This window comes from Flavobacterium sp. N1719 (genome assembly GCF_025947045.1).
GTDB classification, from domain to species: domain Bacteria; phylum Bacteroidota; class Bacteroidia; order Flavobacteriales; family Flavobacteriaceae; genus Flavobacterium; species Flavobacterium stagni.
This window is the reverse complement of the sequence record NZ_CP109993.1, coordinates 605972-630792: the sequence shown is the minus strand read 5'-3', so window position 1 is coordinate 630792 and position 24821 is coordinate 605972. Positions and strand designations below refer to the sequence as shown.

Sequence of the window (24821 nt, the reverse complement as noted above, 5' to 3'; positions counted from 1 at the left end):
AAATCAATATCATGCGCATTCTATACTTCGTATTCTTTTGTTTTTTGTTTAGCGGATCTGTTTGGGCTCAAACACCTTCAACGGCTGTAACCACACAACCCGCCAAAGAAAAAGTAATGATCATATACGGCAGTGCCGATTGCCATTATTGTATCGACACCAAAGCTTATTTGGACAAGCGCAAGATTGCGTATGTGTTTTATGACATCGATAAGGATACAGTGGCGCTTCGCGAAATGTTGGCGAAGTTGAAACAAGCGGGTATGCCTACGTATGGGCTATCCATTCCTGTAATCGATAAATACGGAGTGTTGTTTATGAATGACATTCCCTTTGACGATTTCCTCAAAAAACTGGACTAATCCATGAATTTGAAACCCCATCTTAGTTTCTGGCAAATTCTCAACATGAATGTCGGCTTCTTCGGCATACAATATAGTTTTGGATTGCAACAAAGTGCGGTCAATCCCATTTACGATTTCTTGGGTGCTAGTCCGGATGAAATTCCGTTGTTGAATCTGGCCGGACCCGTAACGGGATTGCTCGTTCAACCCATCATTGGTGCTTTGAGTGATAAGACTTGGCACCCGCGTTGGGGACGTCGTAAGCCGTATTTCTTAATCGGAGCACTTTTGTGTAGCTTGGCTTTAATCGCCTTTCCGTTTAGCAGTTCGCTCTGGATGGCCGCAGGTTTGCTCTGGATTTTGGATGCGGGAAATAACATGGCGATGGAGCCGTATCGTGCATTTGTAGCCGATAAATTGAATGACGACCAACGTCCGTTAGGGTTTCAAATGCAGAGTTTCTTCACGGGATTTGGGCAAACCTTGGCGAATTTATCCCTCTTTATTTTCCCAATGATTATTGTGGGTAAAACGGGTTCGTTGCCCACTTGGGTATTTGCTTCCTTCTTTTTGGGTGCAATTTGTTCCGTGGGTTCGATTTGGTGGAGCATGCGCACCACTCAAGAAATTCCGCCCAGTGAAGAAGAAATGGCACATATCCATGCGCAAAAAGGGGGCGTGCTCGAACCTATACAAGAGATTTTTTCTGCCATTGTGGATATGCCGAAACTATTGTGGCAATTGGCTTTGGTGTATTTGTTCCAATGGTATGCCTTGTTTTGTTATTGGCAAAATTCCTCAAAGAGTATCGCACTTTCCATTTGGAATGCCACTCCGCAATCCGATCCAGAAGCCTATGAACAAGCGGTGAGTTGGACCGGTTTGGTCAACGGTTGGTACAACATTGTGACTTTTTTGGTGGCTTTTGCTTTAGTAGGATTGGCCAAAAAATACAGTCCGAGAATCACACATGCCTTGTGTCTCACGGCAGCTGCCATCGGATTTCTATTTTTCCCACATATACACGATAAATCGTTACTGTTTTTTGCCATTACCGGATTTGGGATTGGCTGGGCGAGCATGATGGGAATTCCCTATTTGATTGTTGTTTCTGAAATACCCAAAGAGCGTTACGGCGTGTACATGGGCATTATCAACATGATGATCGTTGTCCCCATGATTATCCAAAACTTGACTTTTGGTTACATTATGAAACACTTCTTACACAACGATGCCCGCCTAGCGATTACACTCGCAGGAATCTTGTTGTTATGCAGTGCGTTGTTAACCCTACGAATGAAACCTAAAACTACGACTCAAAGTGCCTAATACCGTTTACCAAAAAGCGCTCGAATTGCTGCATCAGGCTTCGGCACCCCAAGGATTTTTAGCCTCGGTGCAACCCATTACCAACTACAATCGGGTATGGGCACGCGATGGCGTCATCTGTGGATTGGCTGCGCTAACTACGGGCGAAGCTACGCTGATTGAAACCTTTCGAAATACCTTAGAAACGCTTGCCCAACACCAACATGAAACAGGGACTATTCCGTCCAATGTGGCTTTTGGAGAGCAGGGGACTTCAGAAGTAAGTTATGGCGGTTTAGCAGGACGCGTGGATGCGGTGACTTGGTTTGTTATTGGAGTTACTCAATATACGTATGTCACTGGTGATTTTTCATTTTATAAAAAAATGGAATCGGCAGTGCAAAAAGCATTAGCCTTATTACAAAATTGGGAGTTCAACAACCGTCATTTGGTGTATGTGCCTTTGTCGGGCAATTGGGCCGATGAATACATTACCGATGGCTATGTATTGTATGATCAGTTGTTGCGCATTTGGGCTTTACGGGGCGTCCAACATTGTGCTCCAACTGAAATGAATGCAGCTAAAATCGCGGCTATTGAAGCACAAGTACTACTTAATTTTACCCGCAATACTGCAGAAGACCATTATCATGAGCGTGCCTATCAAGAGGTGACTTGGAACCGTTATATGCCGTGTTCGTTTAATCCGGCAGGATACAAAAACCGGTATGATGCGTTTGCCAATGCTTTAAGCTTGTTGTTGAACTTGGGTTCGCCCGAATTCCAGAACAATCAAATTGAATATATGATGGAATTGGCTGGGCAACAACCGCTCGGACTCGTGCCTGCCTTCTGGCCACCTGTTTTTGCCGGGGAAGAAGATTGGCATTTGTTGAAGAACAATTGCAAATACGAGTTCCGCAATCATCCCTATGAATTCCATAACGGCGGGTCATGGCCAATGGTTAATGGTTTTTGCGGAATGGCCTTAGTGCAGCGTGGTTTTATTGCCGAAGCGAATCAATTGCGGGAACAATTGGACGATGCCAATGCCTTGGAAGATTTTGCTTTTTATGAAAATTTCAATACCCAAACCATGGCCCCCAATGGCGTACCGCAATGTACCTGGAGTGCAGCGGGATCGGTATTATTATACACTCATTTATTCTCACAAAAACCCTTATTATTTTAACCTAAATCATGGAATCAAAAACCATAGATATTATAAGTATGGGCGAATTGCTAATCGATTTGATTGGGCATGAAGTCAACACATCGATTAATCAAACTAAAGATTACCACCGTTTTTTAGGAGGTTCACCCACGAATGTCGCTGTTAACGCTGCACGCTTAGGCTTACAATCGGTATTGGTGGCTTCATTTGGTCAAGACGGTTTTGGCGATTATGCCATGCGCAAATTGAAAGCGAATCAAGTGATTACTTCACAAATTCGACGCTTAGAACATTTACCAACCTCCGTTATTTTTGTATCAAAATCGACAGAAACCCCTGATTTTATTCCGTACCGACAAGCCGATTGTGAAATCATTGGCGAACAATTACCGGATGCTGTTTTGGCGCAAGCTAAAATCTTTCACACCACTTGTTTTGCGTTGAGTAAAAAACCGGCACAAGAGACGATTTTAGAACGGGCAAGAGCGGCAAGTGCCATGGGCTTGCAGTTGAGTATCGATTTGAATTTTTCAGAACGCATTTGGCCCAACCGCGAAGAAGCCAAAGCAGTGATTAAAGATTATTTATCGAACAATCCTTTGGTGAAAGTTAGTGAAGACGACTGCTACCGCTTGTTTGCTGAGGTCAAATCAGAAGATTTCATTTTTGAATATTTCCACAGTTTTGGGGCACAAACGGTGTGTTTGACTAAAGGAAAAAAAGGCGTGGTACTCTCCGACACCCAAGAAGGATTGATTACTCAAAAAGCCATGGAATTAAACGATATCAAAGATACAACTGGAGCGGGTGATGCTTTTTGGACCGGATTCTTATATGCCGGTTTGCAAGGTTATTCCTTAACCGATCGTATTACCATTGCGCAGAAGTTAGCCGCAATCAAATTACAAAATGTGGGGCGCTTACCCGAAAACATCGACATTCGATCGTTGTTGCATGTTCACTAAATAAACAGGTCTATTTATAGAAAGAGAAGGCGTTTCTGCGAGGGAACGTCTTTTTTTATGAGATAGAATTAATGCCGTTTTTCGTTGCGAATACGAGCTAATTATTTTTTAGGTAAAGCACAATGGGGAATGTTCGGACTGTTCTTTTGTTTCAGAATTAATTGGCATAAATCTTTGGTAAATGCCACACCGCCAAATTTGTCAATGTGATTCCCGTCGTAGGTTTTGTACTTGTTGTTTTTCAATAAATTGAAATAGGAAACGTTAGTCGTTTTTGCCAATTTCTCGATAGTCGTATCAAATTCGGGCCAAAAGTTGGTTTCAATTTCTTGCAATTTTTCATCGACAGGCATACGCACAAGCACCACCGTTCCGTGTTGTTCTAGGAACTGAATCATTTCCTTTAAGGCCCTTATGCGGTAGTCGCATTTTTTCCAACGTTGGGCAAATCCGTTATAAATTTTGTATTGGTTTTGTTTCCAACCCACAAATGTAGCGCTGTCTTTAGGGAGATTGCGTTCTTCCATCCAACCGTCGGGATGCAATTCTGAGTTTTGTTTGAATAAAGCCCGAATGTGTAAGTAGTTGAAATTTTTCACTACATATTCAAAATTGGGATTCATATTCACCCACCGCATATTGTGGGGCGGATGGTCGGCTTCCATGAAGATGCCGTTCTCAAAATCGTCTTTTTCGCGTTGTGCCAAAACCCACGGATTCACATTGATAATGAACAATCCGTTTTTGGTATCGGGGTCCATTTTACGTTTCACACTTTCTGTGTAAGCCGGTCCATAAGCCGCTTGTGTAATGGTAAAACTGTAATTGAACATGGGGAGTTCGAAGCCTTTGTCTTTTAATTCTGCATCGACAATTCGGGGTTGGATGCCTTGAAAACTTCGGGAATCGCCAAGAATAAAAGAATGTTGTTTTGGGGTGGTGAATTTTAAATAAAAATAATCGATATAGCCTCCGTATTTCATCAATACCAGACTGGTCGCTAATAGGGCGATGCAACTAAAAAGGCTTAAGCGAATTAAGAATTTTTTCATCAGAACTGGAAATAGATAAATGTATCGGAGCTCACTCCAAAAATTAGAAGCATTAAAAATACGAATAAGTACAAAAGCCATCGCACCCAACGTTGGGAGATGTAACTAATTTCAAAACCGTGATTTTTATGACGGTGTAGCCATTCGACAACTAATAATACCGCTATAAATCCTAAAGAGGAAAGACTTACTTCAGGTTTAAAACCGCGAGAAAAGTCAAACAGTTTTGTCAAATAACGGATGGCTTCCGTTACATTGATGGCTCGGAAAAAGACCCAAGCAATTACGGTAATACCAAAAGTGATCGCTATTTGTAAAGTTTCTTTTATCGAAGGTAAAAAAGTGTTTTGGGCTACAGTGTCGGTATTGGCTCGGTTAAGTTTGAATACGACCAACGGAATAAAGCACAAGGCATTGATCCCGCCCCAAATGATAAACGTCCAATTGGCGCCATGCCAGAGTCCGCTCACCAAGAAAATAATCAACACGTTTCGGAGTTGACTGTAGAGTCCGCCTTTACTTCCGCCTAAAGGGATGTACAAATAATCCCGAAACCAGCTGGAAAGGGAAATGTGCCAACGCCGCCAGAATTCGGCGATATCTCTTGAGAAATAAGGGAATGAAAAGTTTTTTAGCAATTCAAATCCCAATAAACGTGCGGTTCCCAAAGCGATATTGGAATACCCTGCAAAGTCGCCATAAATTTGAAAAGCGAAGAAAAGTGCGCCAATCCATAGACTTCCCGCATTGTATTGGTTGGGATGGTTGAACACTTCGTTAACGACCATTGCGCAATTATCAGCCACCACCACTTTCATAAACAAACCCCACAGAATTTGACGCAAACCATCTGCAGCTTTGTACGGGTCAAAAGTCCGGTCTTGTTTAATTTGCGGGAGTAAATGTGTAGCGCGTTCAATGGGTCCGGCCACTAACAACGGGAAAAAACTCACGAAGACACTGTAGTCTACAAAGTCTTTTTCGGCTTTAATTCGGTTGTAGAAAATATCAATAACATAGCTTAGGCCATGAAAAGTATAGAAGGAAATCCCCACAGGGAGAATGACATTGAGTGTAGCGGCATGGCCTTGAATGCCGAAAAGGGCTAGGAAGTCAATAAACGAACTTACAAAGAAGTTGTAGTATTTGAACACTCCTAAAAATCCAAGGTTAATGAGGACACTGAGCCAAAACCAAAAGCGCTTTTTTCCTAATGACCCTGATTTTTCCATTTGGAGTCCGGTGTAATAATCCAAAAGGGTTGAAAAAATCAGTAAAAAAAGGAATTTATAGTTCCAACAGGCATAAAAATAGTAGCTCGCAACCAGCAATAAAATATTCTGAGCTTTCCGATATTTCTGGGTAAAAAACCAGTACAGGATAAACACTGCAGGGAAAAAATACAGAAAACTGAACGAGTTAAAAATCATGCAGGATTGGTTTTGGTAAGCCCGCTACAAACATATAAAAAAATATGGTTTTGGAATTCGTTTAACCGTTTCTTTATACAGGTAGTTTTACAACAGCAAACCCATTGATTAGATATACAAAAAAACCACCCGTGAAGGGGGTTCTTTTGTGTGGGTTTAATTATAGCGATACACCGCATAGCCCCAAGCGGGTAGGGTGCGGGTTTTTGCATCGAGCTCTAGGGTTTTTTGGGTAAAAATATCGGTGACCTTGCCGTGCAGTTTAGGGTCGCTCAACTGTAAATTTTGGGGTGTTTTCGAAAAATTGAGCAGTACTAGGATTTTCGCACCGTCTTTTTCTCGAGTATAGGCATAGACCGCTTTGGGGTCGCCTGTTTTTACTTTTGCGAATGCGGCATTGGCGGCTAAGGCTTTGCAGTTTTTGCGCAAGTCTTGTAGGGTAGTGTAAAAAGCGGCACGTTTGAATTCTTTAAACGACATGGGGTCTTTATCAAAGAATTTTAGGGCGCGCAACACGGGTTCTTCTTGGCCGCTATATACCAAAGGAACGCCGTTTTGCATGGTTTGGGTAAATACCGCAAATGGTGCGTGGACTTCTTTAGGGAAGGTGCCGAAGTCGGCGTGGTTCCAACTGTTTTCATCGTGGTTGCTAGTAAAATAGAGTTGAATGGTATTCTTTGGGTACATTTTTGCATTTTCAGCAACGATACTATCGAGTCCGAATGCGGGTCGGTCGCCTTTGGCAATTTTCTCCATCATTTTAAACATGTGCCAACCGTACACGGCATCAAAACCACTTTTGGGAAGGTAGGTGCTGTCACCTTCTGCGAGGAAGAACATGTTTTTCATTTTCTTAAGTTGGGGAATTGATTTTTTCCAGAATCCGGCAGGGACATTCCACGCCACATCACAACGGAAACCATCGATATCGGTTTCTTTTACCCAGTATTTCATGGCGTTAATCATGCTGTCCTGCATGACCGGGTTTTTAAAGTTCAACTGACGAACATCGGCCCAGTCAAATGCTACGGCAGCCTTTCCGTCTTTGCCTTGCACATAAAAATCAGGATGGTTTTTTAGCCAGGCATGGTCGGCACCGGTATGGTTGGGTACCCAGTCGATGATAACTTTCATGCCGCGATCGTGAATGGCTTTCACTACGTTTTTAAAATCGGCCAAAGTCCCAAACTCGGGATTGATTTTACAATAGTCGGATACTGCATAATAGCTACCGAGCGACCCTTTACGATCCACTTTACTAATGGGGTTGATGGGCATAAACCAAATGGTTTGCACGCCCATTTTTTGGAGACGGTCCAAATGTTTGGCAAAGGCATTGAGGGTGCCTTCAGGAGTATATTGACGAATATTGACTTCGTAGATATTGCCCTGCATGATCCAAGTGGGATGACCGTCGGTGCGCTCAGGCACTTCAGCTTCTGTTTTGTTGGGTTGGCACCCGATAGTAGCGAGCGTTAAGGCAATGGCCAGGAAAGAAAAATAGAGGTTTCGCATATTTAATGTTTTGAAGCTCTAAGATAGGGAATTTTTCGTGACTAGTCTTTATACATTGGACGTTAGACGTTAGACGTTAGACGTTAGACGTTAGAGTGACTAGTGATTAGTGACTAGTGATTAGTGACTAGTATGATTGTGGATTTTAATTTGCGCTAAAGATTTATTGTTTTATCAAAATATACTCCCCAAAAGGCAAACTAAAGCTTGTGAAATTAAAAGGATTTCCATTTTCATCTTCGGGCTGAACCTGAATTTGACTGTAAAACCATACTTTTAATTTATTAACGCCACCGTCTTCATAACTCCTAATAACAAAACTATTTGAAAGACCACTAATGTTTGAAAAAATTGGTTCTGATAATCTCATTTCTAATCTTTTCTCATGTTGCGCACATTCATTACACTTTGGTTTATAATTGGCATGATAAAGACAACCTTTTTCTAGTAAATTATATTTCCTCATGTCAATAACGTTTGATCCAAAATCAGTATTGATTTGATTTAGGGTATTCACTTTTTCAATTCCATTTTCTATAAACTGATATTCACCAACCAGTAAGTCTGTGTAATAAGAAATTGTTCCAGGCATATATTTATGTTCTCTTTTTTGAAAAATAATTTTTAGAGAGGTATTACCATTCGTATACAGCCATGTGCCTACATATTGATTAAGAAAACCGTTTACATCTTTATAATAGGCGTTGTTGACTGTACCAAAAGGTTGGTTTCCATACAGTTCTATGACTTGGTTTTGAGCTGTACAGAATGTAAATAGCAATAAACTAGATAGATAAAATATTTTTTTCATAATGTTCTTTAATTACAAGGTTGTTTAATTGGATTTTCGTTTGGGTTTTGAGGATCAAGAATTAATTCTTGCCAAGATGTAAATCCCACTGTGCAATTCCTCCAGACTTTATGCTGTATTTACCGTTTCGAAAATATACGAATTAGCTGTTTGTTTTTTGCGATTAGCAAATTATCAATACAATTTGATATACGCTTTAATAAGTATTGCGAAAAGTTTCCTGACTTTGCGCAACTGGGATGTTTTTCTGCGCTAGCAACCGTTAATCATTTCTCCGCCATGGATTTGGTTGCGGGGTTTTAGAGAAAACTTAATGAGGAGGCTATTTTTTTATTTAAATTACTTTAATTCAATATTTTAGTATTACAATTTATCGTTTCAATTTATATTATTTTAATAAATTTGTTACAATCATAAATCGTATTTCTTTCAGGCAAATTATATAGCTCATTTTATGAAATATTTATTTTTTTTATCAACAGTATTAATTACCTCCTGCACTAAAAATTCAAATGAAAAACTAGAATTGAACAATTTGAATTGGATTGATTTAACCTATAGTTTTGATAGTACAACCTTATATTGGCCAAATAATAAAACGACTTTCGAACATCATACAGATGCGAATGGAATTACACGGCAGGGCTATTATTATTCTTCCTATTCTATTTGTGCACCAGAGCATGGAGGAACGCATTTAGATGCTCCAATTCATTTTGCAAAAGGCAAATACACCGTAGATCAAATACCTTTAAAAAATTTAACTGGAAATGCAGTGGTTATTGATGTTTCGAAAAATGCATTAGCAAATAGAGATTATCAAATTTCAATTGCAGATATTACAAATTGGGAATTGGAAAACGGGGAAATTCAAAAAAACACAATTATTTTATTTAAGACCGGATACGGAAAATATTATCCCAATCGAGGCGATTATTTTGGTACTCCAAAAACTGGAATTGAGGCTATTCCTGAATTACATTTTCCAGGAATTGATCCCGAAACAACATTATGGTTAATTAAAGAAAGAGCTATAAAAGCCATAGGTTTAGATACCCCAAGTTTAGATTACGGTCAGTCGACAGATTTTAAAACCCACCAGATTTTAATGGGCAACAACAAACCCGGCTTTGAAAATCTAGCAAATCTGGACCAACTTCCTGCTACTAAAATCTATGTAGTAGCTCTGCCTATGAAAATCGGTAAGGGTAGTGGCGCTCCATTGAGAATAATTGCAGGAATTGCTAATTAATTGTATTAGTGCCAAAAAACAACAAAATTCGAATTTTCAAATACATTACCCATAATTAGAAAGAGTTACTATAAAATATAATATTGTATTGTGAAAATGGGACAAACACGAAAAAATAAAAATCATTTATTTATTCTAACTTTAGTTACTGTTATGGGTTTAAAAAGCTGTAAAACAATTGACGAATCACTTACATTAAATGTCCGAAAAACAGCATTAGAAGTAGTACAACAGATCCCAATAAATCACGAAGGAAGAGCAAAAAGTGCTTTGTATTTACCACCAAGAAGAATAACGGAAAAAGAATTTAATTCCCCTATGCTGAATGAATTAATTGACAGTATGTATATTGTGATGGTAAAAAAATCAGGGGTAGGTATAGCAGCAAATCAATTGGGTAAACGATTACAAGTTTTTATTATTGAGGCAAAATCGGACAATCCGCGTTATAAGATTTTAGGTCCTGTGCCAAAACAAGTATTTATTAATCCTATAATTACTAAAGTTTCCCCAAACAAGAAGAATTTTTGGCACGGATGTTTGAGTGCTGATGGAGAAAAGAGAGGTAATGTGGCCACCTATGAATGGATTGAATACCAATGCCAAAATGAAAAAGGAGCTGTCATAAATGGACGACTTGATGGATTTGCGGCTGTAATTTTTCAACATGAATTTAAGCATTTAATGAACGGGACGTATCTTGATGTGGCGAACCATTTTTTATCAAAAAAACAATTGGATCTTGAGGTTGAAATGAAAAAAGTACCTTTTTTTGAAACAGCATCAGATACTTTACCACTACTAATCAATGGCTATGTAGTGGGAGAAACTTTAGAAAAATACCACTCAAAACAACAATAAAAACGTACGATACCGAAATACTAGTTCGCTTTGGGAAACAAGTACGTGCTTATGTAAAGATAATTGGCGCAAAGATTAATAGTTTACTTTTTGTTACTTACAACTTAATTTTTAACTCATAACCATTAACCAAAAAAAGCCCTCACATCACTGTGAAGGCTTTCTGTTGCTTTCTATAACTGACGAGACAAACTAAAGTTCGTGGTACCTGACTGCCACTGGCAGTCCTCCTTTTAATTTCAAATCCCTCTTGGGCTCCCCGAATCGTTCCTCTCGGGGTAAACTTCTCGCCCTGCGAGGGAAATAAAAAAACCCGACACTTTCGTATCGGGTTTTTTGCTCCCCCTCTTGGGCTCGAACCAACCCCGATAGCTATCGGGGCTCTGATTAAAAGTCAGATGTTGAATTTTAAAAGAAGTTTATGCTTTATTTCGGGATACTTGACAAGATTTTGAATATAGGTTTTGCTTTTCATGGATTTTATGTGTTTTTCAATCGCAAGAGCTTGTTCTTTAGATTTGCATTCTATAGTGAAATAAAGAATCCAATCATCCGCTTTGTAAGTGAATTTTCTAGCTTGCGTATCATTGTGATGAAAATTTAATCTTTGGTCAAGATTAGACGTGAAACCGATATAATAACGGTTGAGCTTTTCTGAAAAAAGAATGTAGACAAAAAACATAGGCGAATAGATTACATAAACCAAAAAAGCCCTTACATTTCTGTAAAGGCTTTTTCTGTCTGCTCCCCCTCTTGGGCTCGAACCAACCCCGATAGCTATCGGGGCTCTGATTAAAAGTCAGATGTTGAATTTTAAAAGAAGTTTATGCTTTATTTCGGGATACTTGACAAGATTTTGAATATAGGTTTTGCTTTTCATGGATTTTATGTGTTTTTCAATCGCAAGAGCTTGTTCTTTAGATTTGCATTCTAAAGTAAAATAAAGAATCCAATCATCCGCTTTGTAAGTGAATTTTCTAGCTTGGGTATCATTGTGATGAAAATCTAATCTTTGGTCAAGATTAGACGTGAAACCGATATAATAACGCTTGAGTTTTTCTGAAAAAAGAATGTAGACAAAAAACATAGGCGAATAGATTACATAAATCAAAAAAGCCTTCACATTGCTGTAAAGGCTTTCTGTTGCTTGCTCCCCCTCTTGGGCTCGAACCAACCCCGATAGCTATCGGGGCTCTGATTAAAAGTCAGATGTTGAATTTTAAAAGAAGTTTATGCTTTATTTCGGGATACTTGACAAGATTTTGAATATAGGTTTTGCTTTTCATGGATTTTATGTGTTTTTCAATCGCAAGAGCTTGTTCTTTAGATTTGCTTTCTAAAGTAAAATAAAGAATCCAATCATCCGCTTTGTAAGTGAATTTTCTAGCTTGGGTATCATTGTGATGAAAATCTAATCTTTGGTCAAGATTAGACGTGAAACCGATATAATAACGGTTGAGTTTTTCTGAAAAAAGAATGTAGACAAAAAACATAGGCGAATAGATTACATAAATCAAAAAAGCCCTCACATTGCTGTAAAGGCTTTCTGTTGCTTGCTCCCCCTCTTGGGCTCGAACCAAGGACCCTCTGATTAACAGTGGCTTTTTAGGGATATACTGTAATTGATTTCCACTCACTTAACACAAAACTTTACTACAAAACTTGACATTTTTTTACAAAAGTGCACTTAGAAAGTACACTCAATAAATGAACTTTAATATTACACAAAAACTATACATTATGTTATCAATTACAAAATGCAAACAGATTTTAAATCGAAATGGAGTTTATTATACAGATGAAGAAATCGTAGCCGTCCGAGAAACACTTTATAAATCGGCAGAAATAATATTTGAATCTTGGGAAAAAAAAGATAAACTTAAACAATCGTAAATGAGTCTAAAACAAACATGTTATTGTAATAATTTGATAATTTTTCTTATTTTCGAGAAAAGTAATTAACTATAATACTTCGTTAAGTTCTTATAGTTTATACATTAGCAATAAAAATACAGTAAGCAAAATTCCCATTTAATTTTATGAATAAATTAAATTATATAGACCTCTTTGCAGGAGCTGGTGGGCTCTCAGAAGGATTCATTCGCCAAGGGTTTGTGCCAATTGCTCATGTTGAAATGAATAAAGAAGCATCCGACACATTACGAACAAGAGTTGCTTTTCATCATTTGCAACAAAAACAAGACTTAACAAAATATTACTCGTATTTAAAGCAAGATATTCCAAGAGATAAATTGTGGAATTCTATACCTGAAGAGTTGCTGGAATCAGTCATCAACGAAGAAATAGACGATAATAGTATCAAAAACATTTTTTTTAAAATTGATACTCTTTTAGATTCTAAAAAAGTAGATATAATTATAGGCGGACCACCGTGTCAAGCCTATTCTTTAGTTGGACGAAGTCGTGACCCGAATAATATGAGAGACGATAAAAGGAACTTTCTCTTCCGCTACTATGCAAAGTTTCTAGTTCATTATAAACCGAAATATTTTGTTTTTGAAAATGTCTTAGGCCTATTAACGGCTGGTAATGCGAAATATTTAAATGAGATGCTAGAGTTATTTTCTGAAATTGGATATTCTGCGGACTTTAAAGTGCTAAAAACAGATGAATTTGGGGTGTTACAGAAGCGTAAACGTGTAATTATTATTGGAAGAAAAGGAAAGAAAAAATTTAATTTCCCAGAACTTAATACAATCGAAAATAAATGGGAAATTAAAAAAGATTTATTTTTTGATTTACCCGTCCTGAAACCAGGACAAGAAATGTCGGTTGCCAAATATACAAAACAGGCAAACGAGTATTTAAGTAAAACCGAAACTAGAAATGGGATTAATTATACAACGCAGCATATAACTAGAAATCACAATGAGAGAGATTTAGAAATTTACTCCCTTGCTATTGATAGATGGCTTAACGACAGAGAGAGACTAAAGTATAATGATTTACCAAAAAGATTACAAACTCATAAAAACACAACTGCTTTTTTAGATAGGTACAAAGTTATTGACCCTGTTGGACATTCGCACACTGTTGTTGCTCATATTTCTAAAGATGGTCATTATTACATATATCCTGACGAAAACCAAGTCCGTTCCATCTCAGTTCGGGAAGCTGCAAGAATTCAATCTTTTCCAGATAATTATTTTTTTGAAGGGGGGAGAACAGCATCTTTTAAACAAATTGGAAACGCTGTACCTCCACTCATGGCAGAAACCATCGCTAATAAATTAAAGCATCTATTAATGAATGGATAAGTAATTTTGTATAAAAACAAGCTAAATATATGAATGAGGAAGTGATTCAAAAAATGTTATATAATTGTAAGGGAGATAAAGTAGTTCATCCCCTTGCAATGCCACTTAAGGAATCTCTTCAACTAATTTCAAATTTTTTTACTAACAATTCCAACAATAAATTGTGTTTAGTTTTTCCTGTTAAGGAATTTGCGGCACAATGGATTGCAATTCCTTCTGCTTTATTTCTTATTGAATCTGATTTTGACCAGTTCAAAAATGAGATATTAGAGACTTTGAATAAATATAAAAAAGGAGATAGATTAATCTTAAACAATGACGCAATTGTTGAATGGAATGGAAGAAATACAAATGGATTTGTTTTTAAACACAAAGAGTATAACAGCGTTGATGAAATAACAATAAATGTAAAAAAAATATCCAAAATCCAGCCCGCTCCATCAAATAGGAAGGCATTATCAAGCTATTCAAAAGTCGTTGAGGCTATTAATAAGAAGAATGTAAATCCCACAGATAGACTTTTAGGAATTCAGACAGAAGGAAACAAATTATTTAACAAAAATTCAATTTGTTTAATTAGTAAGCATATAGCGTTTGGAAATTCAGTTTCAGAAATTTTAATCAATGATTTTCTTATCGAAGAATACTTTAAGTTAGGTAAAATTGATGATAGTGGGCAAGCTAGTAACAAAAGTCCTCTTTTCATTTCAAACAATCTTTCAAATCTAGCATTATATGTTACATTATCGGAATCCATTTCTAAGATTATAATTGATGGTTTCTCAGCTATTAGAGAGCGTGGAACTGATTTTTCAGATATTGATGTCAAAAACATTCCAACTATTCTAATTACAGATTTGTCAGAGATTGAACATTTCGAAACAATTGCTGATTATGGCTTTGAGTTTTTCAATTTTACAAAAGAAAATTTGGTGCTTGATAATCCAACTGAAAACTCACCTTTTAACTTTCTTAACAAGAAATTAGAAAAATACAAATCATTTCATATCGTAAAAAATATTAGTGAAAATAGTGAGTTAGAAGCAATCGTAAAAAAAATCCATTCAATCCAAAAAGATGATTCTAACAACGATTTGATTTCTTTGAAAATTTCACTTATCCAACTTATAAATTCACTTTCAAGAGTAGTGCATGTTCTTGAACCAAATGAAATTAGTGGTTTCAAAGCCAAAATAGATAGCATTGAAACCTTTTTTAACCGCTCTAAAATGTGGCTGGGTGATTCAAAACAACTAATTGAAGAGAGTATATCACTATTGAAGTCTGTAATAAAAAAATTTACTGAAAACCCATCAGAAAAGTGTTCTCGATTAGAAGAATTAATCCGTAAAAAACAATATGATTATATTATTTGCCCGACTGAAGAGGAGACTAAATCTCTAAAGAATTTTTTTAGAAATTCTTATCATTCAAATTACCCATCGATAATTTCTATTGCTGACGTAAATGACAATTTGATTTCATCAAAACCATTAAAAGCAATTCTGACAGGTTGGGCTAAATCAAATAACATTAACAGAATTCTTTCGTGTTTTCTTTTCTCGGAGCTGACATTTTTGTTTTATCAATTTGAAAACAGATACTATAATTCTCTTCAAAAAAGAAATAAAGTACACTCTGAGAAAGTTAATTCTACTGTTAATGTGAAAGGTCTTCCTTCAAGAAATGAAGCAATAAAATCGAGAAGCTTTGCGGCGTTGTATTCGAACGATACGATAGACGACCCAAGTTCTGAAGATTTAATTGATATCGTAAATTTTGAATTAAGACTAGATAATGCACAATATTCAAAATACTATGCCAAAGGAAATATTATTGAAAGTATTAAAGCTAAGCGGATAGATTTTGAAAATAGTTATTTTATATACACGAACGAATCACACAAATTCTTGGTAATAAATGAATATTTTGATAAAAAAATAGAGCATGCAAATCTTTATAGAAAAAAAATAGAGGGATTAAAAACGGGTGACATAATTGCGGTTATAAATACGGATAGGGATATTCTAGTAGAATTAGTAGAAAAACATACAAAACCAGAAGTTTTATCGTCATTAAAACAATGGACAAATCTTTGGAAAAACCTTTTGAGAGACCACTATGCCTCTACAGGGAATGACTTTAAAAGATTAGTAAAAGATTTGCGAAAATATGATTGCATCAAGCATGAAGTTACTATTAAGACTTGGTTGCAAGACGAAGCTCGGATAGGCCCCGATGATGATGCTGATTTAATTAGTATTGCCTTACTCACAAACTCCGAATTATTAAATGACAATATTAAAAGAGTTCGAGAATCAATTACAAAAATGAAAGGGTTGAGACATGATGCTTCCGAATTTATTATAAATAAAATCAAGGCTCAAATTTACACTTTAGCAGACAGTTCAATCATCAATACGAAAGTAACGATAGAGGGATTGGGAAGCGTGTTTATTTTAAAAGTTGTTGAGGTTTCTAATAGTTTTGAAAATATTGATGTAAAATACGTAAATAGGTTATTGGAAAAAGAGATTATTTAATGGCAAAATTATTACCCCCATATATAGACAAAAATTGTAAAAGTACTGCTGAGAAGTTGATTTTTGATATTTTCAAAAATAGTCCTTTTACCAAAGACTGGATTGTCCTTCATTCTTTAAATCTTTCACAACACACGGTTCGATTGTACGGTGAAATTGATTTTTTGATTATGATTCCTAATGCTGGTGTCTTTGTAATGGAAGTAAAGGGTGGTGATGTAAAATGTATTGATGGTGTTTGGCATTTCACTAACAGGTTCAAAAACACAAACACAAGTAATATAGGTCCTTTCAACCAAGCAAGAGATGCTATGTTTTCCTTACGTTCAGCAATTGAAAAGGAATTTGGGAAAAAGCATAAGTTCTCAAAAATATTATATGGATTTCTTTGTGCATTCCCACATATAAATTTTGATAAGCATAGTGTTGAATATGAGTCATGGCAAATATTGGATAAGGATTCTATGCAAATTAGTATAGAATCGTATTTTAATAATTTCATTCAAAAATTCATCCAAAAGCACCAGTCTCAAAAATGGTTTTCAGAAAAAGATTGTTTACCCAATAAAAATGATTTAATTGTGCTTTGTGACTTTTTGAGAGGAGATTTCGAAAGAATTAGAACTGTTAGAGAACGATTAGATGAATTTGATAATCAAATAAAAACATATACAGAAGAACAGTTTAGAATCTTAGATTCTATACAATTTAATGAAAGAAGTATTACCCAAGGAAGTGCAGGAACTGGAAAAACAATGATTGCGATTGAATCTGCCATAAGAGCAGCTGAAGAAGGCAAGACAGTTTTTCTGACTTGTTATAACAGATTAATTGGGGAATGGATGGAAAAGCAACTTGAAAATTGGAAAGATAGGATAACTGTTTCAAATTTACATAGCTTTCTATTTGAACAATTAAGAGGTTTTGACTATGACCAAACCCAAAAAAATAAACAAGATTTTTACAGTAAATATTTGCCACTTTTATTGAGAGATTTTTTTGAGAAGGGAATTAAGGAAAAATTTGATTTGTTAATAATTGATGAAGGACAAGACCTGATTCGAGAAGAATATTTGCAATTGTTTAATTCAATGGTAAAAGGTGGATTGTCTAATGGGAATTGGGAAATTTATGGAGACTTTGAAAGACAAGCAATCTTTGCACAACTGGATAAAGAAGAAATGTTTTCTCTAATCCATAAAACTTCACATCCTACAAAATTTCTTTTAAAAATAAATTGCAGAAATACAAAACAAATTGGCGAAGAAACTGCCTTGATTTCAGGGTTTGAGAAATCCCCTTTCCTACTTGAACATCTTGAAGGAATTCCTGTAGAATATATCTTTTATAAAGATAAGTCAGAGCAAAATAAATTACTAGCAGAACAGTTGAAAAAACTTTCTGGAAATAAATTACCGTTAAGTGAATTGATTATATTATCTCCTAGAAAATTTGAGAATTCAACTTTAAATTTAATAGATGATTTCACAATAAAAGAGATTAAAAACACTAATGAGATAAATACAGAGCAGGACTTTATTGGTTTTTCAACAGTACAATCCTATAAGGGAATGGAAAGTAATTATGTATTGATAACTGATATTGAAGATATGTCGAGCGAAATTGCTAAGTCTCTGTTGTATGTTGGAATGAGTAGAGCAAGATATGGTTTGATAATGATGCTTTCTGAAACAATGCGAAACGATTACAAGGAAATCTTAAGAAAAAAATTCAATTAAAATGAGAGAGGATATTCTAAATTTTATTAAGCGTGAATTAATCGGTCCAGACCCTATAAAACCTCATCTCCAAGAGAATGGAGAGGAAATACTTTTCAATGAACCACCTAGGTTGAGGTATGGTGCAGGTATTCTATTTCCTAAAGCAGCTTTTTTTGATTTGGCGGATTCAACATCTACCGAAGAAAAAGCTGTTTTAGACAAAGACGAAGATGATAAGAAGAACAACGAGGACCCAATAAAGACTGGAGATAGTATGTCTCCTGTTGATATGAGTGAGGACTTTGAAGAAGAAATAGGTTTAGCTAATAGCTTTCTACCATCAGCTATGGGATTTAGTTGTTTTACTCAAATTCCACAGGAGGGTTTTAATATTAAGGTTAACGTTGCGACATATCACATTAAAGATTATACGTATTCAAGAGAAGACCGAACTATGGTCACGAGAAAGGCATACTATAGAGTTCCTTTAGACCAAGAATTTATTGTCAATAATAATGAAATTCCATCTGAATCTGGCAAATCAGTTGATAGAATTCTACTTGATAAAGATGGTAAAGAAATAAATCTGAAACTTAATATAAGAAATAGAACGCACGAAGAAGGTCTTGGAGACAAAGTACATTTATTAACTTTCACTTTGATAAATTTCAATACAGGAGGAGCAGAAAACATAAAAAATGAAGATTGTTTTTTTCAAGTTTCCTTTTCGGTAAGTGCGACTAAAAAGTGTTTTCATCCATACAAGATTGCTTCTGCAAGCTCTGATAAAGAAGATGAAAAATCTAATCTACTACTTTTTAGAAATAAAAAAACCTTTGCTGTTGGTCACGGCTGCTCTCCTTCATGGAATGACAATGATATTGATTTAACGAATGTAATTACTACAAATGCAATTCCATCCTATGAAATAAAACCAATAGTCCCTAATGAATTAAAAAGTGTTGAACTGAAAATGTTTGACCTAAGCAATCTCTCATCAAATGATGTAACAGTCAATCTAATCAAACTTAATTCAGAATATGAAAAATGGATTGATGAACAAGAGGCAATTGCGAATAAAGAATTCCAAGGGATGCCAGAATTTTTAAGTACAGCTAATAGACATATCGAAAGTTGTCGATTGTGTTTGTCAAGGATGGAAGACGGAGTTCAATTATTAAAAAGCAATAAAAAGGTTAATCGTGCCTTTAGGTTGATGAATCACGCAATGTTACTTCAACAACTTAATTATAGTATTGAAACTAGAAATTGGATAATCGAAAAAGGAAATATTACAGGACTTAAGGATGCAATTATACCTAACATACTTGATTCTTCAACATGGAGTCAGGGCCTTGGAGCGTGGAGACCATTTCAACTAGCGTTTATTTTAATGAATTTGAATTCCATGTTTGATGTAAATCATCAAGATAGAGAGATGGTTGATTTAATATGGTTCCCAACAGGTGGTGGAAAAACGGAAGCATATCTCGGTCTTTCTGCATTTACAATTTTTTTAAAAAGGCTGAAAAACAAAGGCGATTCTGGTACAACTGTACTAATGCGTTATACATTAAGACTATTAACAGCGCAACAGTTTCAGCGTGCAGCATCACTAATTTGTGCATGTGATAAAATTAGAAAAGAGAATGAGGAAGAATTAGGAACGGAAAGAATTACAATTGGTCTTTGGGTAGGCGAATTAACTCCAAATAAAAGAGATGATGCAAAAAAAGCTTTTTTAAAAATGGAACAAGGCAGAGAGGAAGATAATCCATTTATTGTGTTGAAATGTCCGTGTTGTGGTACTCAAATGGGTTATTTGAAAGATGCTAAAATGAACAAAGTTAAAGGTTACAAGAGAAGAAAAGTCGGAACTAAAGAGTCTATTGTTTATCAATGTGATAATGTAAAATGCGATTTTTCTAAAGCTGATTTCAATTTACCTTTATTAGTAATTGATGAGGATATTTATGACTATCCTCCAACTTTATTAATTGGAACGGTTGATAAATTTGCTATGCTCACTTGGAAACCTGAAGCCAAAACACTTTTTGGATTCCGAGGTAATGATAGACCATTTTCACCTCCCGAATTAATTATTCAAGATGAGCTGCATTTGATTTCAGGTCCTCTTGGCTCTATGGTTGGGCTTTATGAGACGATGATTGAAGAGTTGTGTACTGAAAACAATATAAAACCTAAGATTATTGCATCATCAGCAACAATCAGTAGAGCAAAAGAACAAATCAATTCACTTTATGGTAGGGGTACAAATAATGTAAATATTTTTCCAGCCCAGTGTTTGAATGCTGGAGATTCATTTTTTGCAAAGGAGGATAGCTCAAGTACTGGGAGAATATATGCTGGTATATTTGCGTCTGCTCTACCTTCCCATGCTACAGCTCAAGTAAGAGTAATATCCGCTTTACTTCAATCAGTCAAGTCAATTCCTGTTCCAGATGAAAAATTAAGAGACCCTTATTGGACTTCGTTAATTTATTTCAATAGTATCAGGGAATTAGGACATGCAGCAACTCTTATAAGAGCAGATATAAGAGAATACATGAATTCTATTTGGATTAGGAAAGGGATTAAGGGTGATGAGAGGAGATTCATTAACCGAGATATTGAGTTGACAAGTCGTATTAATAGTAATGATATACCCGAATATCTAGAACAACTTTTGAAATCTTGGACAGGAGATAAATCTGAATTTCCAGTAGATGTTTGCCTTGCTACAAATATGATTTCTGTTGGAGTAGATATTCCACGTTTAGGATTGATGACAGTTATTGGACAGCCTAAAACAACATCTGAGTATATCCAAGCAACAAGTCGTGTTGGTCGCTCGAAAAAAGGACCTGGAGTCGTTTTTACAATATACAATTGTTCTAAACCAAGAGACCGCTCTCACTTCGAACATTTTCAAGAATATCATTCTAAAATTTATAGTAAAGTAGAACCAACAAGTGTAACTCCCTTTTCAGCACCAGCAAGAGAAAGGGCGTTACATGCAATTCTAATTGGTCTGATAAGATATTATTCAACTGACCAAAGCTCAACTTCTCCTAGACCATTTCCAAACAAAGAACTTGTTGATAGGGTTACACAAATAATATATGATAGGGTTAATTTAATAGATGAAGAGGAATATGATAAAACCTATGAACTAATAGAAGAAAAATTAGAGTATTGGAAAAATGAATTACCTCTCATTTATGGTTCATTTGGACAAATGATAAATATCCCTTTAATGTATCCTGCAGGAACAAATCCTTCAGAGGACATAAAAGAAAGAGCTTGGTCGACACCAACATCAATGCGAAATGTTGATTCTACTTGCGAAGCTTATGTTATACCAGCCGAATATATTAACATAGACGATTAAATTATGCCAGCAAAAAAACCAATTAGAAGAGCTCAGCTAATCTCCCCATGGGGCGTTGGACAAATGATAAATTTTCCAAAAGATGAATCGTTAATGGTCTTAGGACTTGATATGTGGGAGGAAAAGTTCAGAACGATATCAGAATTAGAAGAGTTTAAAATCCAAGAGCCTAGACTTGCAAAACGATTAGGTGTAAAAGATTTTAGGCTACCCCCTGATTTCAGAGACCCTGGACAAGGAGTAACCAATCCGTCTCTAAAAATCCCTTTTATTAGATTCCCACGTTGGCATTATTGTACAAGATGTGGTAATATGGAAAAAGTTTCAATCTATAACTCCGTTAAACCAACCTGTTCTGGAATTTCATTTGACTCAGGAAGGTCATGTTCGGAAATACCTGAAAGCAAACGACAAAGATTGATTCCTGTTCGTTTTATTGCTATTTGTCATGAAGGGCATATCCAAGATTTCCCCTTCTCAGAATGGGTTCATGGAGGAAGTAAGCCTGAGGGTCATCATCGCCTAAGATTAAGGGCGGGAAGAAATTCAGGAGCATTGACAGGTATTGAAATTACATGTAGTTGTGGAGCATATAAAACAATGGCTGGTGCGTTCAACGAAAAATCGTTAACTAAAATCGGAGTTAGTTGTTCTGGTGATAGACCATGGTTGGGAGAAGAATCAGAGAGAGGCAATTCACATCATTGTGGTCAAGATTTAATTGTTGTCCAAAAAGGTGCATCCAACGTTTATTTTTCTAACGTAGCCAGTTCTATTTATTTGCCTCAATGGGAAAAAACTGTTGATAGAAGACTGGTTGAGGTTCTGGAAAAAAATTGGGTGTTTCTTTCTGCAGCTATGGAAAATGGGGATTTTCAGAGAATGAGGTTTGAATTAGTCGCTGAAAGAAATTTTGGAGATGAGAATAAAGAATTTTTCACAGAAAAATTATTAGACGCAGCAACAAAAAGAATTTCACGAGATGAAAACACAAACTCTGATGATTCCGAAGAAAATTACAGAAGAATGGAATATGATGCTATCCTGTCAGAAGCTGGAGGAGAAAATCAAGATTTTTATGTCACCAAAAACCAAGCAACAAATTATGATGATTCAGAATTAGGTGGGTTAATTAGCAGAGGGTTAAAAAGTATTGGATTGTTGCATAAATTAAGAGAAACTAGGGCATTTTTTGGGTTTTCAAGACTCTATTCTTTTGATGATAAACCGCTTGAAACAAAAAAAGATTTTATTAAGTTAGGAAAAAGTATTAATTGGTTGCCTGCAATTGTAGTTAAAGGAGAAGGGGTGTTCTTCGAATTTAATGAGAAGAAAATTAAAGAATGGGCATCTAAAGAAGAGGTTAAAAAAAGGGTTCAATTTCTTTCTCAAAATTATAATAAGCCAAGACAAGCGAAGGGACAAAGTATAAGAGAGATAAAGCCAGAATTTGTTTTAATTCACACTTTTGCCCATTTGGTTATAAATCAATTCAGCTATGAATGTGGATATGGGAGCTCAGCTTTAAGAGAGAGAATTTATTGCAATCTCGAGACATCCAATGAGAATATGAACGGTGTTTTGATTTATACCGCATCGGGTGATTCAGAAGGGTCACTAGGTGGTCTAGTACGACAAGGGAAACCAGGTAACCTCGAAACAATCGTTTTTAATGCAATTGAAAATGCAAAGTGGTGCTCAAGTGACCCTATCTGCATTGACAGCCATGGTCAAGGGCCTAATTCTTGTAACCTTGCCGCATGTCATAATTGTGCATTATTACCTGAAACATGTTGTGAAGAATCAAACATGCTGTTGGACCGCGCAATGCTAATAGGAGAATTAGACAACCCTTCAATTGGATATTTTAATTTTTTGTGATTTATTTCACCAAATTTTCATTAAATACTTGCGATGACACGTATAAGAATTAACCTTTTAGCAATCCAAATTTATACAAAAGCATCGCAAATAGCTTAAAATGTAAGGCAATACTCCTGTATTCGCTCTTAATACCAAAATAGTATTTACTACATTAAGCACGATTAAAAGGTTATTATATCAAGGTCTTCAAGAGGTCTGTGATTCTTTTATTTTAAATTAGCTACTAGACCAGCAATGACATCAACTGTCATTGCCAATCCTATAGCTTTTAACCTATTGGTTTTTGAAACATTCGTAACATTTGAAACATAACCATCAGGAATCGTCATAAGCCTTTCACATTCCAAAATACTTGGTAATCTATAACAACCATTAGGAAAGTCGTATTCGCCAAATCCACTCCTCGATTTACCTAAATATTTAGATTGCTTTAGTATTAACGGATATGTCAATAGTTTTTCTTCGGTTGTTGAGTTAGCAAATTCTTGGTCTTTATATACAAGGTTTCCAATATTCATTTTATAGTATCTAAAAATACCATTGGTAAGTGTGATATTGCTTCCTAATAACACATTCGCTTTTTCTTTATCAACATATCCATTCACTACAATATCTTGGTATTTGATATCTTTAGGTTCAGGAATTCCAACATTGGGAATATTGGTCCAGTATAACCTTCTTCTGTTTGCTGGTGCTATATCAGCTGAATTTATCATAACAAGTTTGGTATCATCAAAAATTGATGTGAGTTCTTTGGTTATATTATCTTTATCTTTCTTGTACATGCTAGCAACGTTTTCCATCAGAAAGTATATTTTTTTTCTAACTGGAGCAAACACATATATATCTTTTAGTATTCTTAATGCTTCGTAAAATAGTTTAGACTCATTTCCTTCAAGACCGCTTCGGTCCTTAGAATTAACACTTGAAAGTTGGGTGCATGGTGAACCGAAAATTATAAAGTCAATTTCTTGACTAAGTGTTATTGCATCAATCTTGCAAACATCACCTAATTGGATATGGTTTGTATCACCTGAATAGTGATGATTTTGAATTGCTAGAGCATGTGGACAAATTTCACTACTGTAGTATTTGTTGATTTTGATACCAGCTTTCTCTAAAGCTAATTTGGCGCATGATATGCCATCGAATAATGATAATACATTTATTCCATCTTGGTTGATTTGGGTTGTTGTTGACATGATATTTATCTGTTTCTAGATAAATATTTGCCCAAGTCAAAAAAGACAAGTTTTGCCGTGGGGAAATGCAATCAATTTTCAACAACTCCC

General features: G+C 35.8%; 20 protein-coding genes. 12 read left to right on the top strand and 8 right to left on the bottom strand.

All coding sequences use genetic code 11. The features are described from left to right. The first annotated feature begins 11 nt into the window (after positions 1-11). From OLM45_RS02440 to OLM45_RS02425, 4 genes are read left to right on the top strand one after another with little or no spacing between them, the layout of a single operon-like run. A complete protein-coding gene (locus OLM45_RS02440; RefSeq protein ID WP_264511674.1) occupies positions 12-362 on the top strand; it encodes a glutaredoxin family protein in 351 nt (116 codons plus the stop codon). 3 nt (positions 363-365) lie between these two features. Continuing rightward, positions 366-1673 carry an MFS transporter gene (locus tag OLM45_RS02435; RefSeq protein WP_264511672.1) on the top strand — a complete coding sequence of 436 codons (1308 nt, stop codon included), beginning with the start codon at positions 366-368 and terminating at the stop codon, positions 1671-1673. Beyond that, complete coding sequence (locus OLM45_RS02430; protein ID WP_264511671.1) at positions 1666-2844, top strand: glycoside hydrolase 100 family protein; 1179 nt, start codon at positions 1666-1668, stop codon at positions 2842-2844. The genes OLM45_RS02435 and OLM45_RS02430 overlap by 8 nt, the downstream gene beginning before the upstream one ends. Positions 2845-2852: 8 nt before the next feature. Beyond that, positions 2853-3791 carry a carbohydrate kinase family protein gene (locus OLM45_RS02425; RefSeq protein ID WP_264511669.1) on the top strand — a complete coding sequence of 313 codons (939 nt, stop codon included), beginning with the start codon at positions 2853-2855 and terminating at the stop codon, positions 3789-3791. A 101-nt stretch (positions 3792-3892) separates the two neighbouring features. On the opposite strand, the gene OLM45_RS02420 is transcribed toward OLM45_RS02425, so the two are convergent. The 4 genes from OLM45_RS02420 to OLM45_RS02405 all read right to left on the bottom strand — a co-directional run bounded on the left by OLM45_RS02420 (position 3893) and on the right by OLM45_RS02405 (position 8599). Then, on the bottom strand, positions 3893-4843 hold the full coding sequence (locus tag OLM45_RS02420) for a hypothetical protein (protein WP_264511667.1): 951 nt from the start codon (positions 4841-4843) through the stop codon (positions 3893-3895). Then, positions 4843-6273, bottom strand: coding sequence for an MBOAT family O-acyltransferase (locus OLM45_RS02415; protein WP_264511664.1), 1431 nt, complete (start codon positions 6271-6273; stop codon positions 4843-4845). Before OLM45_RS02415 ends, OLM45_RS02420 begins: the two co-directional genes overlap by 1 nt. A 156-nt stretch (positions 6274-6429) precedes the next feature. Further along, positions 6430-7788 (bottom strand): alpha-amylase family glycosyl hydrolase, encoded by a 1359-nt coding sequence (locus tag OLM45_RS02410; protein WP_264511662.1) that lies wholly within the window; start codon positions 7786-7788, stop codon positions 6430-6432. A gap of 163 nt (positions 7789-7951) precedes the next feature. Beyond that, positions 7952-8599 (bottom strand): DUF6705 family protein, encoded by a 648-nt coding sequence (locus OLM45_RS02405; RefSeq protein ID WP_264511660.1) that lies wholly within the window; start codon positions 8597-8599, stop codon positions 7952-7954. Between the two features lie 454 nt (positions 8600-9053). On the opposite strand from OLM45_RS02405, the gene OLM45_RS02400 reads away from it, so the two are divergent. Together OLM45_RS02400 and OLM45_RS02395 are read left to right on the top strand one after the other, a co-directional pair. Next, positions 9054-9851 (top strand): cyclase family protein, encoded by a 798-nt coding sequence (locus OLM45_RS02400; RefSeq protein WP_264511658.1) that lies wholly within the window; start codon positions 9054-9056, stop codon positions 9849-9851. A gap of 96 nt (positions 9852-9947) precedes the next feature. Then, the gene (locus OLM45_RS02395) at positions 9948-10712 is read left to right on the top strand and encodes a peptide deformylase (RefSeq protein ID WP_264511656.1); all 765 of its coding nucleotides are present in this window, start codon (positions 9948-9950) and stop codon (positions 10710-10712) included. A gap of 394 nt (positions 10713-11106) precedes the next feature. Here OLM45_RS02395 and OLM45_RS02390 read toward each other — a convergent pair whose 3' ends face one another. The 3 genes from OLM45_RS02390 to OLM45_RS02380 all read right to left on the bottom strand — a co-directional run bounded on the left by OLM45_RS02390 (position 11107) and on the right by OLM45_RS02380 (position 12349). Beyond that, a complete protein-coding gene (locus OLM45_RS02390; RefSeq protein ID WP_264511654.1) occupies positions 11107-11394 on the bottom strand; it encodes a GIY-YIG nuclease family protein in 288 nt (95 codons plus the stop codon). 117 nt (positions 11395-11511) lie between these two features. Beyond that, the gene (locus OLM45_RS02385; protein ID WP_264511652.1) at positions 11512-11799 is read right to left on the bottom strand and encodes a GIY-YIG nuclease family protein; all 288 of its coding nucleotides are present in this window, start codon (positions 11797-11799) and stop codon (positions 11512-11514) included. Positions 11800-11917: 118 nt separating this feature from the next. After that, positions 11918-12349, bottom strand: a complete 432-nt coding sequence (locus tag OLM45_RS02380; protein ID WP_264511650.1) for a GIY-YIG nuclease family protein — start codon at positions 12347-12349, stop codon at positions 11918-11920. A 103-nt stretch (positions 12350-12452) separates the two neighbouring features. On the opposite strand from OLM45_RS02380, the gene OLM45_RS02375 reads away from it, so the two are divergent. The 6 genes from OLM45_RS02375 (at position 12453) to drmB (ending at position 23526) form a co-directional block, all read left to right on the top strand. Then, on the top strand, positions 12453-12605 hold the full coding sequence (locus tag OLM45_RS02375) for a hypothetical protein (protein WP_264511648.1): 153 nt from the start codon (positions 12453-12455) through the stop codon (positions 12603-12605). A 146-nt stretch (positions 12606-12751) separates the two neighbouring features. Next, positions 12752-13990 (top strand): DNA cytosine methyltransferase, encoded by a 1239-nt coding sequence (locus OLM45_RS02370; RefSeq protein ID WP_264511646.1) that lies wholly within the window; start codon positions 12752-12754, stop codon positions 13988-13990. Between the two features lie 29 nt (positions 13991-14019). Then, a complete protein-coding gene (locus tag OLM45_RS02365) occupies positions 14020-16533 on the top strand; it encodes a DrmE family protein (RefSeq protein ID WP_264511644.1) in 2514 nt (837 codons plus the stop codon). Beyond that, a complete protein-coding gene (locus OLM45_RS02360; protein ID WP_264511642.1) occupies positions 16533-18272 on the top strand; it encodes a nuclease-related domain-containing DEAD/DEAH box helicase in 1740 nt (579 codons plus the stop codon). The genes OLM45_RS02365 and OLM45_RS02360 overlap by 1 nt, the downstream gene beginning before the upstream one ends. Position 18273: 1 nt before the next feature. Then, entirely contained in the window at positions 18274-21645 is a 3372-nt protein-coding gene (locus tag OLM45_RS02355) for a helicase-related protein (RefSeq protein WP_264511640.1), read from the top strand. A 3-nt stretch (positions 21646-21648) separates the two neighbouring features. Further along, positions 21649-23526, top strand: coding sequence for a DUF1998 domain-containing protein (gene drmB, locus OLM45_RS02350; protein WP_264511639.1), 1878 nt, complete (start codon positions 21649-21651; stop codon positions 23524-23526). Positions 23527-23735: 209 nt separating this feature from the next. Here the strand turns inward: drmB and OLM45_RS02345 are convergent, their stop codons facing one another. After that, positions 23736-24731 carry a DNA cytosine methyltransferase gene (locus OLM45_RS02345; protein WP_264511637.1) on the bottom strand — a complete coding sequence of 332 codons (996 nt, stop codon included), beginning with the start codon at positions 24729-24731 and terminating at the stop codon, positions 23736-23738. Positions 24732-24821 lie beyond the last annotated feature (90 nt).

Coding starts and splice junctions, on each gene's coding strand:
- OLM45_RS02410 (WP_264511662.1), bottom strand. CDS start 7,788: ATGCGAAACCTCTATTTTTCTTTCCTGGCCATTGCCTTAACGCTCGCT.
- OLM45_RS02395 (WP_264511656.1), top strand. CDS start 9,948: ATGGGACAAACACGAAAAAATAAAAATCATTTATTTATTCTAACTTTA.
- OLM45_RS02425 (WP_264511669.1), top strand. CDS start 2,853: ATGGAATCAAAAACCATAGATATTATAAGTATGGGCGAATTGCTAATC.
- OLM45_RS02415 (WP_264511664.1), bottom strand. CDS start 6,273: ATGATTTTTAACTCGTTCAGTTTTCTGTATTTTTTCCCTGCAGTGTTT.
- OLM45_RS02345 (WP_264511637.1), bottom strand. CDS start 24,731: ATGTCAACAACAACCCAAATCAACCAAGATGGAATAAATGTATTATCA.
- OLM45_RS02375 (WP_264511648.1), top strand. CDS start 12,453: ATGTTATCAATTACAAAATGCAAACAGATTTTAAATCGAAATGGAGTT.
- OLM45_RS02440 (WP_264511674.1), top strand. CDS start 12: ATGCGCATTCTATACTTCGTATTCTTTTGTTTTTTGTTTAGCGGATCT.
- OLM45_RS02370 (WP_264511646.1), top strand. CDS start 12,752: ATGAATAAATTAAATTATATAGACCTCTTTGCAGGAGCTGGTGGGCTC.
- OLM45_RS02405 (WP_264511660.1), bottom strand. CDS start 8,599: ATGAAAAAAATATTTTATCTATCTAGTTTATTGCTATTTACATTCTGT.
- OLM45_RS02365 (WP_264511644.1), top strand. CDS start 14,020: ATGAATGAGGAAGTGATTCAAAAAATGTTATATAATTGTAAGGGAGAT.
- OLM45_RS02355 (WP_264511640.1), top strand. CDS start 18,274: ATGAGAGAGGATATTCTAAATTTTATTAAGCGTGAATTAATCGGTCCA.
- OLM45_RS02435 (WP_264511672.1), top strand. CDS start 366: ATGAATTTGAAACCCCATCTTAGTTTCTGGCAAATTCTCAACATGAAT.
- OLM45_RS02390 (WP_264511654.1), bottom strand. CDS start 11,394: ATGTTTTTTGTCTACATTCTTTTTTCAGAAAAGCTCAACCGTTATTAT.
- OLM45_RS02360 (WP_264511642.1), top strand. CDS start 16,533: ATGGCAAAATTATTACCCCCATATATAGACAAAAATTGTAAAAGTACT.
- OLM45_RS02420 (WP_264511667.1), bottom strand. CDS start 4,843: ATGAAAAAATTCTTAATTCGCTTAAGCCTTTTTAGTTGCATCGCCCTA.
- OLM45_RS02400 (WP_264511658.1), top strand. CDS start 9,054: ATGAAATATTTATTTTTTTTATCAACAGTATTAATTACCTCCTGCACT.
- OLM45_RS02385 (WP_264511652.1), bottom strand. CDS start 11,799: ATGTTTTTTGTCTACATTCTTTTTTCAGAAAAACTCAAGCGTTATTAT.
- drmB (WP_264511639.1), top strand. CDS start 21,649: ATGCCAGCAAAAAAACCAATTAGAAGAGCTCAGCTAATCTCCCCATGG.